The following is an 18048-nucleotide window of genomic DNA, read 5'->3' as shown; positions in this document are numbered from 1 at the left end:
CAGGCTCAAGCCGCCACGCCGGCCGACAGACGCCCCGGTATGGCCGCGATCAGCTCGCGGGTGTAAGCGCTGGCCGGCTGGTCGAATACCTGGCTCACGGGGCCTTGCTCGACCACCTGGCCGTTGCGCAGCACCAGCACCTGATCGGCCACGTTGGCCACCACGGCCAGGTCGTGGGACACCAGCACATAGGCGATGCCCAACGCTTGCTGCAGTTCGAGCAGCAGATCGAGAATCTGCGCCTGCACCGAAACGTCCAGCGCCGAGACCGGTTCGTCGAGCAGCAGCAGATCCGGCTTGAGGGCCAGGGCACGTGCGATGGCGACGCGCTGGCGCTGGCCGCCGGACAGCTCGCGGGGCAGGCGATCCAGGTAGCTGAGGGGGAGATGCACGCGGCTGATCAGCTCCCGCGCGGCCTGTTCCAATGCCGGCCCCTTGAGCAGCCCGAACGACACCAGCGGTTCGACGATGCTGTCGAAGATGGTGAAGCGTGGATCGAGGGCGGCGAACGGATTCTGCTGCACCAGCTGGATGCGCTGGCGCAGTGGGCGGAATTCGCGCCAGCTGAGATCGGTCACGTCGCGTTGCTCGAACTGCACGCGACCCTGGCTGGGTTTTTCCAGGCCGAGGGCGATGCGCAGGGCGGTGCTTTTGCCTGAACCGGACTCACCGACGATGGCCAGCGTCTGCCCGGGATAAACGTCGAAGCTGAGGTTCTGCAGGGCGGTGAAGGTGCTGCTCTCACCCTTGACCCGTGGCAGGTCGAAGGTCTTGCCGACGCCCTGCAGGCTAAGGATCGGCGCCTGGGCGGTGTGTTGGGGCGAGCGCGGTTTGCGCCGATTGGCGAACGCCGGTGCGGCCGCCAGCAGCGCGCGGGTGTAGTCGTGCTGCGGCGCATCGAGGATCTGCCGGGGCGGGCCCTGTTCGACCAACTCGCCGTGTTTCATCACCAGGATGCGATCGGCACGGTCGGTGGCCACGCCCAGATCATGGGTGATGATCAGCAGGGAAATGCCCCGCTCGGCGACCAGGCGCTGCAGGTGATCGAGAATCCTGCGCTGCACCGTCACGTCCAGGGCGCTGGTCGGCTCGTCGGCGATGATCAGCCGCGGGTTGCCAGCCAGGGCGATGGCGATCAGCACGCGCTGGCGCATGCCGCCGGACAGCTCGTGGGGATATTGGCGGGCGCGCAGCAGCGGTTTGTCCAGGCCGACCTGTTCCAGCAGCTCGATCACGTCGGCATCGACGCTGGGGTAGCGGCGACCGTGAGCGAGAATCAGCGCTTCGGCGATCTGCTGGCCGATACGCAACGTCGGGTTGAGGCTGACCATCGGGTCCTGGGGCACCAGGCCGATGGTGCGCCCGCGCAGCGCGCGTTTCTGCTTCTCGCTGGCGCCGCTCAACTCGACACCATCGACCCGCAACTGGCCGTAGGGCAGGGCGTTGTCGGGTAGCAGGCCAAGAATGGCGTTGGCCAGGGTCGACTTGCCGGAGCCGGATTCACCGACGATGGCCACCGTTTCGCCCTGGCTGATCTGGACGGAAACGCCCCGCACGGCCTCGGTGATCTGCCCGGCGAAGCGGTAGGTGACGCAGAGCTGGCGGATGTCGATCAAGGGGCTGCTCATCGCGGGTTTTCCTCCAGGGTACGGGCGATATGGTTGAGGCTGAACACCACGGCGACCACGAACAAACCTGGCAGCAGTGACACCCACGGCGCGGTGATCAGGAAGTGCCGGCCGTTGGCGATCAGCGTGCCCCATTCGGCAGCCGGTGGCGCCGCGCCAAAACCGAGAAACGACAGGCCGGCGGTGGCCAGAATCGCCGCGCCGAAATCCAGGGTGGCGAGCACCGCCACCGGGCCCCAGGCATTGGGCAGAATGTGCCGAAGCAGGGTTCGGCGCCAACTGGCGCCGCCCAGGCGGGCCGCTTCCACGTAGGGCAGGGTTTTCACGCGCAGCACTTCGGCGCGGGTGGTGCGGGCGAAGCCGGGAATGATGCCGACGCCTACGGCGATGGCCACCGGGAGGGTGCCAAAGCCGATGGCGGTGACGATGGCCAGGGCCAACAGCAGGCCGGGCAAGGCCAACAGTACGTCGACGAAGCGCATGATCACGGCATCGGTACGCCCACCGGCGAACCCGGACAGCACACCCAGGCCGAGCCCGCCGACCAGGGCGATGCCCACGGCCAGCAGTGCGGCCTGCACCGACAGGCTGGAGCCGTAGACCACGCGGGTGTAGAGGTCGCGGCCCAATTCGTCGGTGCCGAACCAGTGCACCAGATTCGGTACGGTGAGCTTGTCCGCAGGCGACGTGGCGTAGGGATCGAAACTGCTCAGCAGCCCCGGCAGCAGAGCCGCGACAAGGGCGAACAGCACGATCAGCAGGGCCAGGCTGAAGCCGGGACGGCGCAACAGCGGCAGCAATGCGGTGGCCGCGCGCTGCAGGCGGCTGCGGCGCCGCCAGCCCAGCGACACCGTTGCAGGCGAGTGGGACAGCGAGGCGATGCGGCTTTCGGCGTTCATGGTCAGGACACCTTTGGCGTGTGGGCGATGCGTGGATCGAGGTAGGGGTAGAGCAGATCGACGATCAGGTTGACCAGCACGAAGGCGGCCGCAGACACCGCGACGATGGCCAGTACCACGGGAATGTCCTGGCGCAGCACCGCTTCCTGGGCGAGGCGGCCGACGCCGTTGCGGGCAAAGATGGTTTCCACCAGCACCGCGCCGGACACCGTATTGCCCACCTGCAGGCCGATCAGCGTGAGGATCGGCAGCGCGGCGTTCTTGAAACCGTGGCGCGCCTGCACCTGCCAGCGGCTGAGGCCCTTGGCGTAGGCCGTGGCGATATAGGGTTCCTGCCACACGCCTTGGAAACCGCGCTGCAGCACCTGGGCGTATACCGCGGCGCTGGGAATCGCCAGGGTCACGGCCGGCAGGATCAGGCTGTCGAAGCCGCGGCTGCCGGTGGCCGGAAACCAGCCAAGGCTGAAGGCGAATACCTGGATCAGCAACAGGCCCATCCAGAACACCGGCACCGAAAAGCCCAGCGACGGCAGACGGGCCAGCGCCACCTTCAGCGGTTGCCAGCGCACGTAAGCGGTCAGGTAGGCCAGGCCGATGCCGCCGATCATCGACAGCACGATAGCCAGGCCCGCCAGCGACAACGTCTGCGGCAGACGCTCGACGAGCAGCTGGTTTACCGGGCGGTTGAGCGACAGCGATTGCCCGAAGTCGCCCTGCACGGCGTTCCACAGCAAGCTGAAGTACTGCTCGAAGATGCCCTTGTCGAGGCCGTAGTAAGCCTGCGCTCTGGCCAGGTCCTCGGGTGACAGCGAATCGACTTCCATGCCCGCGGCGCTGAGCATGATCGCCAGGGTGTCGCCCGGCAGCAGATAGAGGATGAAGTAGGTGATGCTGTAGGCGCCCCAGAGCACCAGCAGCGCCTGGCCGACGCGGCCGATCAGGTAGCGGCTCATGGTTCATCCACCTCGATATCGCTTAACAGCGCGAAGCCTTCGGCGGTCCAGCGAAAGTTCTTCACCCGCGGCGCGGTGGCGGCCTGCCAGACGCGCTCGTAGATCGGAAACGCGGAGGCTTCGTCGACCAGCAGATCCTGTAATTGCCCGTAGGCCTCGGCGCGCTGCTCGGCCTGGGTGGCGGTGATGCCGGCATCGAATAGCGCCTTGGCCCGTTCCAGGGTTGGCGGCTCGTAGAGGTTGGTGGCCAGGGTCGAGCTGTTGGCGGTGCGCGGATCGAGAATGGTCTGCAGGATGATCGGGTCGGCGCGGGTCATGTAGGTTGAAGTCAGGTCATAGTTGCCCTGGGCGTTGGCCGTGACCCATTCGGCGCGGGTCACCACGGCGAGCTTCAGCTCGATGCCTAGCTTGCGCAGTTGATCCTGCACCAGCACGTCGCCGGCGGTTTCCGCGCCCTGGATGTTGTAGCTCAGGCTCAGGCGCTTGCCGTCCTTGCTGCGATAACCATCGGCGCCCTTGTTCCAGCCCGCCTCGTCGAGCAGTCTCTCGGCGCCCTGCGGGTCATAGGCCAGCTTGGCGCTCTGGTCCTTGAAGAATGGCGTGGTCAGGTCATAGACGCTGCGTACCACCGGAAACTCGGCGTTGTACACGGTGCTGGCGTAGGTCTTTCGGTCGATGCCTTTCTGCAGCGCCAGGCGCACGCGCTTGTCTTCCAGCACGCGACCGTTGCGGGTGTTGGGGAACAGATTCAGCGACGGCCCCGGCAGCGCCCGGCTCTGGATGGTCGCGCCCTTGGACTGGAAGAGTTTCAGGTCCACTTCCGAGAACGGATTGCGCGGCCACAGGATGTCGGCCTCGCCCTGCAGGAACAGGCCATTGCGCACGCTTTCCTCGGGTATGTAGCTGATCTCCACGGCATCGAGATGGGCTTCACCCTTGTTACTGACGTTGGCCGACGGCCAGGCGTAACCGCTGCGTTTGACCAGCCTGGCGCCGACTTCCGGGGTGTAGTGTTCGAGCACGAACGGGCCACTGCCGATGATCTTGCCCAGCGAGCGCTCCTTTGGCGTCAGTGCGTAGGACGCTGGTGCGAGAATCGCCAGGTTGGTGGTCGAGGTGGCCTGCAGAAAACCGGCGTTCGGTCGCGACAGCACCAGTTTGACGGTGAAGTCGTCGACCACTTCGGCGTGATCGAAACCGGCCAGGTAGGTGGCGCCAAAGGTCGCTGGCAGTTCGCTGGCCAAGGCCTTGTTGCTGTCGAACGCGGTCTTCACGGCCTTGGCGTCGAAGCGCTCGCCATTGCTGAAGGTGATGTCATCGCGCAGCTGGAAGGTATAGGTCAGTGCGTCGTCGCTGATCGTCCAGCTTTTCGCCAGCCAGGGAATGATCTCGCCCCTGTCGGGATCCTGATCGGTCAGGCTTTCGGCGACATTGCGCAGCAAAACGCGGTGCTCCAGCCAGTAGACCTGGAAGGGATCGACGCTGACCAGCGTGGTGTTGTCGCCGAAGAAGGCGATGCTCAGGGTTTTGCTGGTGGCTTGCTGGTCTGACGGCGAGCAGCCGATCAGCGCGGCGGCGAGGGCACAGGAGGCCAGCAGGCGGGTCGCGAGGCGGATCTTGTTCATCGGCGTGTTCCAGGGTGGCGATGTGAGAGAGGCATGTGAGAAGTCCTCGGAAAAGGCTGCGCCGTCCCGAAACGGCGCAGCCACAGGGTTCAGAAGTCGTAGGCGAGCTTGGCGTACCAGGAGCCACCGCCGGGGTAGAACGGCGGGTTGCCGTACGGCGCCAGGCCGAGGTTGCTGTACACGGCGTTCTTGCTGGGGCGCACATCGAAGATGTTGTTGCCGCCGACGCTCAGGGTCAGTTGCTCGGCGAATGTGTAGCTGATGTCCAGATCGGTGAGCCACCTGGCGTTGAAGGCGCGGTCGCCGCTTTCGTTGACCGCCAGGGTCTTGACCTTGCCGTAGCGGGTGGTCTGCAGGTTGATGGCGAGGTTGTCGACCGTCCAGTTGGCGCCGAGTATCCACTTGGTCTTCGGGGTCGCCTCGGTCAGGTCGCCCTCGCGGTCGCGGCCGATCAGGTTGATGCCGGAGTCGCTGAGGGCGCTAGGGTTGGCGCGTATGCCCTCGATGGTGGTCTTGTTCCAGTTGAATGCCGCGCTCCAGCGCACCTGGCCCCAGCCAGCCGCGAACGGGGTGGTGTGATCGGCCACGATATCCAGGCCACGGGTGCGGGTATCGAAGGCGTTGGTGTAATAGTTGACCCAGGTTCCGCGCGCCACGCCCTGGGCATCGAGAATGTCGTTGATCCGGCCGTTGCCGCGGTCGTAGATGTTGCTGGTCAGGGTGATGCGATCATCGATATCGATCAGGTAGGCATCGGCGGTGATGCTGGTACGCGGCGCCGGTTGCCAGGTCACGCCGAGGCCCAGGTTGCGCGATTTTTCCGGTTCCAGGTCGTCGCCGCCCAGGGCCTTGGCCAGCGCGCTTGCGGAGGGCGTCAACCGGGTGATGGCAGGCACCACGTTGCCGTTGACGTCGGTGTTGACCCGGTTGTCGGCCACCGTGTAACCGATCTGCGTCAGCGAGGGGGCGCGGAAGCCGGTGCCGACGGTGCCGCGCACGGCGACGGTATCGGTCAGTTCGTAGCGCGAGTTGAGTTTCAGGCCGAAGGTGTTGCCCGAGTCGTCATCGTAGTGCTCCAGGCGCCCGGCAGCGCCCACAAACCAGCGCTCGGTCAGGTCCCAGCCCAGATCCAGATAGCCGGCATAATTGTTGCGGATCAGGCTGACTTCATCCTCGGGGCGAATCACCACTGCGGCCTGGGCACCGGATGCGGCCGGGTAGCTGCCAGTGCTGTAGGCCAGCGGATCGCCGGCGAAGGTGCTGAAGCGCTCCCAGCGATGCTCCAGGCCGGCCGATACCTGCACCGGTGCGGTGAGGTTGAACAGCCCGCCCTCGTAGTGGCGGGTGACGTCGACGTTGTTGACCCACTGCTCGAAGCGGAAGGTCGCCAGGTTGTCGAACTTGGTCGGCGTGCTGGTGCCCAGGGACGGGTTGATGTTGAAGTCACTGGAGTGGTGGACGTTGTTGCGACCGTAGGTGGTCGACAGATCCCAGTCCCAGCCGAGCGCTTCGCCCTTGCCGCCGAACAGCAACTGGTAGTCGCGATCCTTGATGTTGTTGACCGGGTAGTAGCCGTTCGGGAACAGCTCGGGTACTGCCGCCGTGCCATTGGGCAGGCGGAAGTAGTTCTGCACCTCGGCGTCGCGCTCGCCATAGGTCGAGTGGGAATACAGGGTGATGCCGTCGAGCGGCAGCTCGGCGTTGTAGGCGAGGTTGAAGGCCTCGATGTCCGGGTCGCCGTTCTTGATCGCCACGCGATCCCAGGCTGCCTCCTGCGCCGGGTCGGCATAGGCGCGCACGCTGTTGTCGGCCTTGCCGTTCCACGCGGCGTAGCCACGCTTGCGGGCGTCGGCGGCCAGATGCAGGAAACCGCCATCGCCGAGCGCGAAGCCCTGGTCGCCGGCCAGTTTGATCGACTCGCCCTGGCCGGAGAACAGCTGGCCATAGCTGCTTTCGTAGTGGCCGCCGGCGTCGCTGGATTTGAGGATGATATTGATTACCCCGGCCACCGCATCCGAGCCGTACTGGGCGGCAGCGCTGTCCTTGAGCACTTCGATGTGCGCTACGGCGCTGATCGGGATCAGGTCGATGTCCACGGCATTGGCGCCGCTGTTGTCGACCGAGCCGCGCTGGGCGATTGCGCCGTTGTGGCGGCGCTTGCCGTTGACCAGCACCAGGGTGTAAGCCGGGCCGAGGCTGCGGTTGGTCAATGGCCGGGTTACCGAGTTGTAGCCGGCGATGTTGCTACCGAAGTTGAACGAGGGCAGCAGTTTGGAAATCGCCTCGGAGAGTTCGGCGCGACCGGTCTTGAGCAACTGGTCGCTGTTGATCACATCGATCGGCGTTGGGCTGTCGGCAACCGTGCGCTGGCTGCCGCGCAAACCGGTGGATACCACCTGCACGGTCTCCAGGCGTGTTTCGCTGCTTTGCGCCTGCACGTCGGGCCCAAGCAGGCAGGCCAGCGACAGTACCGAAAAGGTCAGCCCGGCGCGGGCCGGGGCGCTGCGTAGGCGGTACAGCGGGGTGGTGGAGAACGGTTTTGCCATGGCGCTTATCCCTGTCTGAAAGGCTGGGGCGACAGCCGATGCGGCGTCGTCCGAAATGGTGTCCACCGCCGTGCGCGAGGTGCACGAAACCCTGACGCGCCTGTTTTCACGAGCGCGGTTCATGGGCGTGGTGGGGAGCGACAAGGCGGTGGTAGATCGCTCGAGGTGTTGCGGGGTCTGTCCGGTGAGCTGTCCGGTTAGACGATCAGTGCGGGCGGCACATTCGCTCGCCGTTGTCGGCTGGCGGCACGCCCGGCCAGCCGATCAATGTGCTGATACGGTCGCCATGCAGGTTGTCGAGCAGGCGGCTGACGAGACGGCAGAGAACGCGTTTCATGACTGACTTCCTACCTCAGATGGCGATGGCGCTGAGCGGATAGCCCGGCGTGATGAATGGGTTGTGATCCCGCGCGAGGCTCTCTGGATCGTCTTTTTCCACGCCAAGCAGGGCCAGCAGGCGCGTGCGGATGGCGTTGAAGCCGGCCTGGCCGTTGTCCCGAGGGCGCGCGAGGTCAACCTGCACTGCTTCGGCGATGCGCCCGTGCTGCAGCACGATGATGCGATCGGCGAGCAGGATCGCTTCGTCGACGTCATGGGTGACCAGCAGCACCGCCGGTGTGTGCTTGTGCCACAGGTCGATGATCAGCCGGTGCATGCGGATGCGGGTCAGCGCATCGAGGGCAGCGAAGGGTTCGTCGAGCAGCAGCAGTTTCGGCTCGCGCACCAGGCTGCGGGCCAGCGCCACGCGCTGCGATTCGCCACCGGACAGAGTGGCCGGAAAGGCCTCCAGGCGATGGGCCAGGCCGACCTCGGTGAGCGCCTGCACGGCGCGCTCCCTGGGGTTGTCCACGCGCAGGCCGAGGGTGACGTTCTTCCAGGCTCGCTTCCAGGGCATCAGGCGTGGTTCCTGGAACACCGCGGCGCGGGCCTGCGGGGCGATCAGTTCGCCGCCCTCGATGGGGTCCAGGCCTGCCAGGGAGCGCAGCAGGGTGGTCTTGCCGGAACCGCTGGCGCCGAGCAGGGCGACGAACTCGCCAGGGGCGATGTCCAGGTCCAGCTCGTCGATCACCCGGTTGTCGCCGAACTGGCGCACCACGCCGCGCAGGCTGACGGCCGGCGAGAAGTCGATTTTGCTGTGCGCATTCATGCATCAGGTCCTTATGAACGAGGGGCGCCAGGCCAGGGCCAGGCGCTCCAAGGTGCGGATCAGGCCATCGATGAGCAGACCTAGCAGGCTGTAGATCAGCAGGCAGATGACGATCACGTCGGTGCGCATGAAGTCCCGCGCATCGCTGGCCAGGAAGCCAATGCCGGCGGTGGTGTTGATTTGCTCGACGAACACCAGCGCCAGCCAGGAAATGCCCAGGGAATAGCGCAGGCCGACGAAGAACGAGGGCAGGGCGCCGGGCAGGATCACATGCCAGATCAGCTCGCGACGGTTGAGGCCCAGGGTGTTGGCCGCCTCCACCAGTTTCGGGTCGATGTTGCGGATGCCGGCGAACAGGTTGAGGTAGATCGGAAAGGTGGTGCCCATGACGATCAGCGCCACCTTGGTGAACTCGCCGATGCCGAACCACAGGATGAACAGCGGCACCAGGGCCAGGGACGGAATGGTACGCAGCATCTGCATGGGCGAGTCGAGGGCGATCTCGCCGCGTTTCGACAGGCCGGTGATCAACGCGGCGCTGACGCCAATGGCCACGCCGATGCTCAAGCCGGTGACGGCGCGTTGCAGCGATACCAGCAGATGGCGCAGCAGCTCGCCACTGCGGATCAGCTCCCACAGCGTGGTGCTGATTTCGCTCGGCGCGGCGATCACCCGGGTGGGAATCAGCCCGGCCCGCGAGGCGATTTCCCACAGCAGCAGGATGGCCAGGGGGCTGAGCAGACGCAGGGCGAAATCCGGTGCCGTCCACTTGCGGCGGCGGGCGGACGGTATCGCGCGGCTTACGGTGATGGTGCTGGTGTCGCTCATCTGCATCTCCCGTCGCTCAGTGCTTGTAGCTCTGGCCCGAGGCGCGCTCGAGCTGGCGAATCAGGGCGTCCCAGTGCAGTTTGATGCCCGGGCCCTTGCCGTCGGAAAAGCGCGCCGACTGCTGGTGTACCTTCTCGATGGCTTCGACCGGCGCGTGCAACAGGTCGGCATTACCACCGGCCTGGGCGGCGATCTGGATGTTGCAGGCTCGCTCCAGTCCATGCAGCTCGCGAAACGCGTGCTCGACGCTGATGCCGCCGGTGAGCAGCCCGTGGTTGCGCAGGATGAAGATGTTGCTGTCGCCCAGGTCGGCGATCAGGCGTTCCTGCTCGTCGAGATCCAGCGCCACGCCTTCGTAGTCGTGGTACTTCACCCGGCTGTAGTAGCCCAGCGCGTGTTGCGAGAGCGGCAGCAGGCCGTTGCGCTGGGCGGAGACCGCGGCGCCGTCGCGGGTGTGGGTGTGCAACACTGCCTGCAGGTCAGGCCGTGCACGGTGGATGGCGCTGTGGATCACGTAGCCGGCCTGGTTGATGCCCAGGTTCAGCGGGTCATCGATGAGGGTACCGTCGACGTCGACCTTCACCAGGTTCGAGGCGGTGATTTCGTCGAACAGCAGGCCAAAGGCGTTGATCAGGAAGTGCTCGTCCGGCCCCGGCACACGGGCGGAAAAGTGCGTGTAGATATGATCCGTCCAGCGAAACAGCGCCGCCAGCTGGTAGGCGGCTGCGAGCTTGACGCGTACTTCCCATTCTTCAGGGCTGACGCGCTCTCTGACCGACGGGGTGCTGTGCAGGGTGGCAAGTGAACTCATGGCAATCTCCTGGCCGTGGTGGGCAATCGGGTGGTGGTGTGTGCAGGCGGCACAGGTTTGGGCGGGCGTTCGTGACGGCTCATTGCTGCGTCTCGCGGAAATGGGCAAAGGCGGCGCGGCCGGCGGCATTCAGGGCCACGTCGTCCTGCGGGGTATGGATACGGCTGCACAGCACGTCGCGCAGGTGCCGCTCCAGCGGGTTCTTGCGTGACAGCCCGGGGTTACCGGAGGCCTCGATGGCCAGCTCCACGGCACGGATCGCGTTGCCGCTGACCAACTGCTTGATCTGCCCGGCGTGACTGGCGTCGATCTGGCCGGCGGCCGCCGAGTCGAGCAGGCTGCGATTGGCGAACAGCAGCGTGTCGATGCGCCCTACGACTTCCTGGAAGCGCGTCAGGCTGGACAGCGGCGCGCCGAGATTCGACGGTTTGCGCCCTTCGAGAAAACCCACCAGCCAGTCTCGCGCTGCCTGGGCTACGCCGTCGTAGACCGCCGGCAGCAGTACCGACATCCACAGCAGGCCTTCGCTATCCAGCTCCGGCTTGGGTGCGCTCCATGGGCTGACACTGACGGCGTGGTCGAGGGGAATCAGCACCTCTTCGAAACGCACTTCGTGGCTGCAGGTGGCGCGCATGCCCAGGTGATCCCAGTCGTCAACGATCTGGATGCCGGGGGTGTCGCGGTGCACCAGGTAGCCGCCCACCAACGGGTCTGCGTCGTCGCTGCGGGCCCACACCAGGTACCAGGTGAGGCCGTGGCTGCCGGTCGAGTAGATCTTGCGGCCACTGAGGCGCCAGCCTTGTGGAGTGCGCCGGGCAGTGGTCGCCGGCAGCCCGCCTCGTGCCGGTGTGCCGAGCTCCGGCTCGACACGAAAGGCATTGATCAGTGCACCCTCTTCGACGGCATCGATCGCCACACGGCGGCGCAGATGCTCCGGCCAGGCACGGTTCTGCTGCAGGCGAAAATGCTGCAGGTACTGCATCACCAGAATCAAGGCGGTGGAGGGCTCGCCCTTGGCCACTGCACTGATGACCTGTCGCGCAGCGGCTAGCTCAGCGCCGCTGCCGCCGAGACTTTTCGGCACCGTCAAGGCCAGCAACCCGTGGCGCTGCAGCAGTGCGAAGTTCTCCGCTGGAAACTCGCCAGTGCGGTCGAAACGCTCGGCGCTGGCGGCCAGGGTACGGGTTATTTCAGCCAGCAGGCGGGCGAAGCGGACCGCGTCTCGCTCAGGGAACTGGCGTTGGGCGGCAAAGGCGAGGGTGTCGGCAGGGTGCGTCATGGGTCTCTCATCACTGGCGCAGAGGGCAGGCAATGCCTGTTGGATTTCTGAGCGCCCCAGGGTGATGAGGTGGCCTGAGTGAGACCGTATTCTTATAACTTAATGCTGTAAAAGTCTTTTTTGTTCTAAGCTAATTATCAGCTTTTCTGAATTATCAGTTTGTTGTTTATGCATTAATGGAATTTTATTTTCTGTCAGGATGCCTGCTTCTGCAGCCATTCCCGGTGTCGATCAGCGCGGTGTCTGGGCGGTGAGAATGCCTACCGGCTCTGGCGTCAGGCCGAGCGCAGGCGCTCGGCAGCAACATCGCTGAACAGGTTCACGGCGTCCTGCAAGTTGCCCAGGTACTGCGGATGCAGCAGCCAGAGGTCGATCATCGGCTTGAAGTCGCCCACGCTGATCACGTCCAGTTCGTCGCGATGGCCGCTGCGCTCCAGCAGTGGCGCCGGCACCAGACCGAAACCCATGCCGCTGGCGACCAGCCCCAGTTGCAGTTCGGTACCGAAGGTTTCCAGGTTGATCTGCAGCGACAAGCCCTGCTCGGACAGCGCACGCTGCAGGCCGGCGCGGAACCCGCAGCCATCCGGGTTGAGCACCCAGCCTTGCTGGTAGCAGTCCTTTAGCTTGCAGCTGCGCTTGCGAACGGCGCCCTTGGCCGCGACCACCAGCAGCGGCATGCGGCCAATGGACCGGCTGGCGATGCCTTCGGGAAAGATCTTGCCGGCCGGAAAGAGCGCTGCGGCGGCGTCCAGTTCGCCGTTTTCCATGCGCGCTATCAGGCTGCTGCCCCAGCCGTTGACGACCTGGGTCTTGAGCTCCGGGAAGGTTTCGCGAATCTGCTGCAGGGCATCGAGCAGCACCACATCGCTGATGGTCTGCGGCACGCCCAGGCGTAGCGAGCCACTAGGCGAGCCATCGCTGGCCACCAGCTCACGCAGCGAATCGATCTCACGCAGAATCGCCTTGCACTGCTCGTAGACGCGCAGGCCCATGGGCGTCGGCTTGAGCGGTTTGGTGTTGCGGTCGAGCAGGTTGGCGCCCAGGTCTTCCTCGAAGTTCTGTACGCGCCGGGTGATGGCTGGCTGGGTCAGTTGCAGCGCATCGGCCGCCAGCTTGGTCGATTGACAGCGGATCACCGCAACGAATGCATCCATGTCATCGATCTTCATCTTTGCGCTCACATATTAAAGGTTGGAAAAAATACGCTTATAGAATAACTCGCTGGATTGAGCCAGAGCACGGATCGATTTGCGAATGTGCCGGGCAAGGCAGGGGTGGATTGGCGAAGCGCTGAACGCCAACCAGCTTTTGCGTAGTGGCCACGAGAGAATCGGGTAGGGCGGCGGCGCGCGGCATCTGCCGCGGCGATTGGAAAACTCGAGGCGCAGGAGCGAGAGCCTCCTGGTGCAGCTTTCAGTCTCTCAGGACCTGTAAGATCTTCGCGCATAAAGCGGCAGCTACAAGGCAGACGCGGACATCCAACGATTCAATGTGGGAACGGGCCATGCCCGTGATTTTTTCGCGGGCATGGCCCGCTCCCACAGTCCGTAGGGTGGATGACGCTCTTTTCATCCACCATCGCGGATGCAGATCGGTGGACGGATGAAGCGTCGTCCACCCTACGAAAGGCTGCTTTCGCCCCACTTAGCTGCCAAAATCGGCCAGCCTGTACTGAAAGATTATGAGCAGGTTGTCAGATCACCTGGAAGTGATGGGTCCCATCGCGGCCCAGTTGCTCGACCAGGCCGAACTCCCAATCAAGATAGCCCTGCATGGCTTCGCGCGGGTTATCGGTGCCCTCGTACGGGCGGCGATAGCGGTCGCTACGGGGGACGGCCAGGTGCTGATCGCCGGTCTCCGTCGGCAGGCCGGCAGCGACCCAGGCCGCCGTGCCGCCTTCGAGCAGCGCCACTGGCTTGCCGGTCAGTTCTTCCAGCTCGCTGACCACGAAACGGGCCAGCAGGCTGCTGCCACAGGTGAGCACATAGCGCTTGGCCACCGGCAGTTTTTCCAGGGCTTGTGGCAGCTGCGACCGTAATGCCCACCAGGCGCCGGGGATATGCCGGGCGACATGGTTGGCGCTGGCAGTGAAGTCCAGCACCAGTATGTCGCCTTCGGCCTGCCATGCGGCCAGCGTCTGCGCATCGATAGCGGCGGGTTGAGGCAGGGCCGGCAATGGCGGCTGCCAGGCGCCGCGTGCGGTGAAGTCGCTGTCCTGCAGGCCATCGAGCACGTGCACTTCCCAGCCCAGCTGCGCCAGCCACGAGGCGCTCATATTGGCGCGTACGCCGTCATCGTCGGCAAGCACCACGCGGGCGCCGCGCACGCTGGCGAAATGATCGGTTTCCTGCACCAGCTGGCCTCCCGGCGTCGAGCGGGCGCCCGGCAGATGGCTGGCTTCGTACTCCTCGGGCGTGCGCACGTCGAACAGATAAGTGGTTCGGCCGCTTTCTGTCTGCCAGCGTGCCAGGCTCTGCAGGCTGGCGCGGCCGACGCCGGCCTTGTCCGCCACGGCGCGTGCCGACTGCGCGGCTTGTTGGTGATTGCGCTCGCTCACCTCGCCGAAGCGCCGGGCCTGGCCGTGCTCCAGCTGCTGGCCAGCCAGGGTCCAGCCGATGGTGCCATTGCGCAGCGCCGCTACCGGGTTGGGCAGGCCGGCGTTGACCAGCGACTGGGTGCCGATGATGCTGCGGGTGCGACCAGCACAGTTCACCACGATACGGGTGGCCGGATCGGGCGCCAGTTCACGGGCGCGCAGCACCAGCTCGGCGCCCGGCACGCTGATGCCGGTAGGAATGCTCATGGTTTGGTATTCGTCGAAGCGGCGGGCGTCGAGCACTACCACGTCGGCCTTGGCATCGAGCAGGGCTTTGACGTCTTCGGCAGCCAGCGACGGCGTGTGGCGCACGCTCTCGACCAACTCGCCAAACGCCTTGCTAGGCACGTTGACGTCGCGAAACAGCTCACCGCCGGCATCGCGCCAGCCGGCCAAGCCACCTTCGAGCAGTGCCACCTGGCTATAACCCAGTGCGGCCAGGCGTTTGGCCGCTTCCTGCGCCAGTCCCTCGCCGTCGTCATACAGGGTTACGGCGGTATCGCGCCGCGGAATACGTGCGTAGACCTCCAGCTCCAGTTTGGACAGCGGGATATTGGCGGCGAATAGCGGATGCGCTTCGGCGAACGGCGCCTCTTCGCGGACATCGATCAGCGCCACTTCCTGCTTGTCGAGCAGGGCCTGGCGGATGGCGTGGAAGGAGCGGGTGGCGATCTGGCTCATGCAGGGTTCTCTTTGGACAGGTCCCAGAGGTTGGGAAGAAGGCTGTTGGAATAGCCGGAAATGAAGGGTTTCTCGCTGCCGTCCTCAAGGTAAACAGCACGCCGTACCGCGCCGATGTTGGCGCCGTAGACGTGGATGCTGATGGAGGTGCGATCGTCGAAGGCGTTGCTGACCCGGTGGATATCGCCGATGCGTGGCGACACGGCTTCCACCTGGCCAGGCAGCAGGCGCACCGCTGGCCCTTCGGGGCGCAAGCCGGTGGCATCGCGGACGAAGCCCTGGGAGAGCTCGGCGCCGCGCAGCATGCCGATCAGGCCCCAGACCCGGTGATCGTGCACCGGCGTGCTCTGGCCAGGCCCCCAGACGAAGCTGACGATCGAAAAGCGCTGGCGCGAATCGCTGTGCAGCAGAAATTGCTGATAGCGCTGCGGGTCGGGCTGGGCGAAGGCGGGCGGCAGCCAGTCGTCATGAGCAACCAACTGATGCAGCAGTTCGGCGCCGCGTTCGAGCACCAGGCTCTCTGCGCGCGTGCTGTCGAGCAGTTGCGCCAATTGATCGATGAATAGGCGCAGGCGTTGCAGATTCGGTTGGGCGCACATACGGATATCCGGTGGTCAGCTGAAGGCCCGGCAGGGCATCGAGTGCCCACGTTAGCAAACGGTTTATGATCATAAAAATTCAATTTGTGCATAAGCTAATATGCCAATTAAGAATTTATTGGGCTGATTCTTACTCCGCTGCGTTGTCTTGACTGCTGACCTGCGCTCGGCAGGTGTTCCCGTGGATCGATCCTGCGAGTTCAACGACCCTGAAACATAGCGGCTGATATTTATGCATATTAGGTTATGCCTAAAATGAATTTCCTAACTGAATGCCGCTTGAGTAGCGTTATAAGCATTCGTTAGACACAGACGCGCTTTTATAAATAAAAAAGCACTGTCGTGCTGGCGCTTGCCAACTCACTCAGGAGCGCGACATGAGCGTGGAAATCATCGGCATGATCACTGCTACTCCCAGTTCGGAAGTGGATCAACCGCTGGGCGATGCGGTGGATGCCGACTTCGTCCGGCGTTTCGCCCAGGCCCATGAGCACGCGGGCTTCGACCGTGCCCTGGTCGGTTATTTTTCCAATGGCGCCGAAGGCGCAGTGGTCAGTTCGTTCATCGCCGCCGCCACCGAGCGCCTGGGCATCCTGCTGGCCTACCGGCCCGGGGTGATCGCGCCGCCGCTCGCGGCTCGCCAGCTGGCGACCCTGGATCAGTTCAGCAACGGGCGCCTGGCGCTCAACGTGATCAGTGGCGGCAGCGATGCCGATCAGCAGCGCGATGGCGATTGGCTCGACCATGACCAGCGGTACGCACGCACCGACGAATACCTGGACGCCCTCAAGGCGATCTGGACCGCCGAGGCGCCGGTCGATCACCACGGCCATTACTACCGCTTCAAGGGTGCGCTGCCCAGCGTGCGTACCCGGCAGCAGCCGCATATCCCTATCTATTTCAGCGGTTCCTCGCCCGCTGCCATCCAGGTGGCGGCGCGGCATGCCGACACCTACATGCTGTGGGGCGAACCGCTCGCGGACTTCGCAGAGCACGTGCAGCAGGTGCGCGCTGCGGCCCAGCGTCAAGGGCGTAGCCCGCGGGTGTCGGTGTCGTTCCGGCCGATCATCGCCGATACCGAGGAGGCCGCCTGGAAACGCGCTGCCGAACTGCTCGAACGTATTCGCGAGAACCGCACCCGTCTGGGTCTGCCGATCAATGACCACGCGCCGGCCAATGCCGGTTCGCAGCGCCTGCTGGCGGCCGCGCAGCGCGGCGAGGTGTTGGACGAGCGGTTGTGGACCGGCGTGGCCCGCCTGACCGGCGCGCAGTGGAACTCCACCGCGCTGGTGGGCACCGCCGAGCAGGTCGCGGCTTCGCTCGGCCGCTACTGGCAGCACGGCGCCTCCACCTTTCTGATTCGCGGCTTCGATCCTCTGGACGACGCCGAGCTCTATGGCCGGGGCCTGATCCCGGCAATTCGTGAACATATCGCCACCCTGCAACAGCGCCGGGCCGGCTGACTCTGGAGATTGCCCCAATGAAACTGCTTTCCCTGTTGCGCCGCAGCCTGGCGGCCATCGCCGTGGCTGCGCCCCTGGCACACGCCGCAGACCCAACGGTGCTGCGCATTGGTGATCAGAACTACTACAACGTACGCGCTTCGGTGGAGGCTTCCGGCGTATTGGAAGGCGCGCCGTACACCGTGGACTGGAAGCATTTTCAGTCCGCTGCGCCGGTCGCCGAGGCGCTGGAGGCGGGCGCCGTCGACCTTGGTTTTCTCGGTGACTCGGGCTTCATCTTCCTGGCTGCCAAAGGCGCGCCGGTCAAGCTGATCGGCGTATCGCGGCAGAACCCGGACACCATCGCCTTGCTGTTGCCGAAGGATTCCACCGTCAAGACCATCGAAGACCTCAAGGGTAAGAAGGTCGCCTACTGGCCCGGCGCGTGGAGCCAGCAGCTGACCCTGCGTGCACTGGAAAAAGCCGGCCTGCCCCAGGATTACGTCGAGTTCGTCAAGCTGATGCCCATCGATGCCGCTGCAGCCTTTCCCCAAGGCAGTATCGATGCGTTTCCGGTCTGGGAGCCCTATATCTCCCAGCAAACCCTGTTCTCTGGTGCCAAGCCAATCATCACCGCCAAGGGGCTGATGCCGGGGCTGTCGAGCATCGCCGCCAACGCCGAATCGATCGAGCCCAAGCGCGCCGCCATCGCCGACTTCCTTGGCCGCTTGCAGAAAGCCCGCGCCTGGGTCGAGGCTAACAAGGAAGACTACGCCGACCTTTGGGCCAAGAAGGCCAACCTGGATCAGGCGGTATCTCGCAACTGGATCGGCCACGCCAACATGACCGTCGGCCCGGTCGACGAGCAGGCTGCGCGCGACTATCAGGAGACCGCTGACTTCCTCGTCGAAACCGGTGCGCTGAAACAGAAAATCGATACCAGCAGCATCATCGACACTTCGTTCGACAAGGCCTTTGAGTAACTCTCAATTCAACTGGCCATTACCCACAAGA

Annotated in this window: 15 protein-coding genes; 2 read left to right on the top strand and 13 right to left on the bottom strand. The window is 64.9% G+C overall.

All coding sequences use genetic code 11. From position 1 onward, the window contains the following. Nucleotides 1–5: 5 nt before the first annotated feature. The 13 genes from BVH01_RS17095 to BVH01_RS17040 form a co-directional block, all read right to left on the bottom strand. On the bottom strand, nt 6–1628 hold the full coding sequence (locus tag BVH01_RS17095) for an ABC transporter ATP-binding protein (protein WP_075931487.1): 1623 nt from the start codon (nt 1626–1628) through the stop codon (nt 6–8). Continuing rightward, nucleotides 1625–2527: an ABC transporter permease gene (locus tag BVH01_RS17090; protein ID WP_075931486.1), complete on the bottom strand. Its 903-nt coding sequence runs from the start codon at nt 2525–2527 to the stop codon at nt 1625–1627. Before BVH01_RS17090 ends, BVH01_RS17095 begins: the two co-directional genes overlap by 4 nt. 2 nt (nt 2528–2529) lie before the next feature. Next, nucleotides 2530–3480: an ABC transporter permease gene (locus tag BVH01_RS17085; RefSeq protein WP_075931485.1), complete on the bottom strand. Its 951-nt coding sequence runs from the start codon at nt 3478–3480 to the stop codon at nt 2530–2532. Continuing rightward, entirely contained in the window at nt 3477–5105 is a 1629-nt protein-coding gene (locus BVH01_RS17080; protein ID WP_075931484.1) for an ABC transporter substrate-binding protein, read from the bottom strand. The genes BVH01_RS17085 and BVH01_RS17080 overlap by 4 nt, the downstream gene beginning before the upstream one ends. Nucleotides 5106–5194: 89 nt before the next feature. After that, entirely contained in the window at nt 5195–7651 is a 2457-nt protein-coding gene (locus tag BVH01_RS17075) for a TonB-dependent siderophore receptor (protein WP_075931483.1), read from the bottom strand. A 205-nt stretch (nt 7652–7856) separates the two neighbouring features. Next, nucleotides 7857–7988, bottom strand: a complete 132-nt coding sequence (locus BVH01_RS25015; protein ID WP_256562794.1) for a hypothetical protein — start codon at nt 7986–7988, stop codon at nt 7857–7859. A 15-nt stretch (nt 7989–8003) separates the two neighbouring features. Continuing rightward, nucleotides 8004–8798: an ABC transporter ATP-binding protein gene (locus tag BVH01_RS17070; RefSeq protein WP_075931482.1), complete on the bottom strand. Its 795-nt coding sequence runs from the start codon at nt 8796–8798 to the stop codon at nt 8004–8006. A gap of 3 nt (nt 8799–8801) precedes the next feature. Next, nucleotides 8802–9626 (bottom strand): ABC transporter permease, encoded by an 825-nt coding sequence (locus tag BVH01_RS17065; protein ID WP_371915609.1) that lies wholly within the window; start codon nt 9624–9626, stop codon nt 8802–8804. A 16-nt stretch (nt 9627–9642) separates the two neighbouring features. Further along, the gene (locus BVH01_RS17060; RefSeq protein WP_075931481.1) at nt 9643–10437 is read right to left on the bottom strand and encodes a class II aldolase/adducin family protein; all 795 of its coding nucleotides are present in this window, start codon (nt 10435–10437) and stop codon (nt 9643–9645) included. A 79-nt stretch (nt 10438–10516) separates the two neighbouring features. After that, nucleotides 10517–11716: an acyl-CoA dehydrogenase family protein gene (locus BVH01_RS17055; protein ID WP_083659498.1), complete on the bottom strand. Its 1200-nt coding sequence runs from the start codon at nt 11714–11716 to the stop codon at nt 10517–10519. 275 nt (nt 11717–11991) lie between these two features. After that, nucleotides 11992–12885 carry a LysR family transcriptional regulator gene (locus BVH01_RS17050; RefSeq protein WP_075931480.1) on the bottom strand — a complete coding sequence of 298 codons (894 nt, stop codon included), beginning with the start codon at nt 12883–12885 and terminating at the stop codon, nt 11992–11994. Between the two features lie 524 nt (nt 12886–13409). Continuing rightward, the gene (locus BVH01_RS17045; protein WP_075931479.1) at nt 13410–14993 is read right to left on the bottom strand and encodes a rhodanese-related sulfurtransferase; all 1584 of its coding nucleotides are present in this window, start codon (nt 14991–14993) and stop codon (nt 13410–13412) included. After that, nucleotides 14990–15592 (bottom strand): cysteine dioxygenase, encoded by a 603-nt coding sequence (locus BVH01_RS17040; protein ID WP_075931478.1) that lies wholly within the window; start codon nt 15590–15592, stop codon nt 14990–14992. Before BVH01_RS17040 ends, BVH01_RS17045 begins: the two co-directional genes overlap by 4 nt. A 398-nt stretch (nt 15593–15990) precedes the next feature. Between BVH01_RS17040 and BVH01_RS17035 the strand changes: the two genes are divergently transcribed. Beyond that, entirely contained in the window at nt 15991–17055 is a 1065-nt protein-coding gene (locus BVH01_RS17035; RefSeq protein ID WP_139317868.1) for an LLM class flavin-dependent oxidoreductase, read from the top strand. A gap of 17 nt (nt 17056–17072) precedes the next feature. After that, nucleotides 17073–18017, top strand: coding sequence for an ABC transporter substrate-binding protein (locus tag BVH01_RS17030; protein WP_075931476.1), 945 nt, complete (start codon nt 17073–17075; stop codon nt 18015–18017). Nucleotides 18018–18048 lie beyond the last annotated feature (31 nt).

It is taken from the genome of Pseudomonas sp. PA1(2017) (assembly GCF_001945375.1).
In the GTDB taxonomy this organism is placed as follows: Bacteria; Pseudomonadota; Gammaproteobacteria; order Pseudomonadales; family Pseudomonadaceae; genus Aquipseudomonas.
This window is presented reverse-complemented; position numbering and strand designations above follow the sequence as displayed.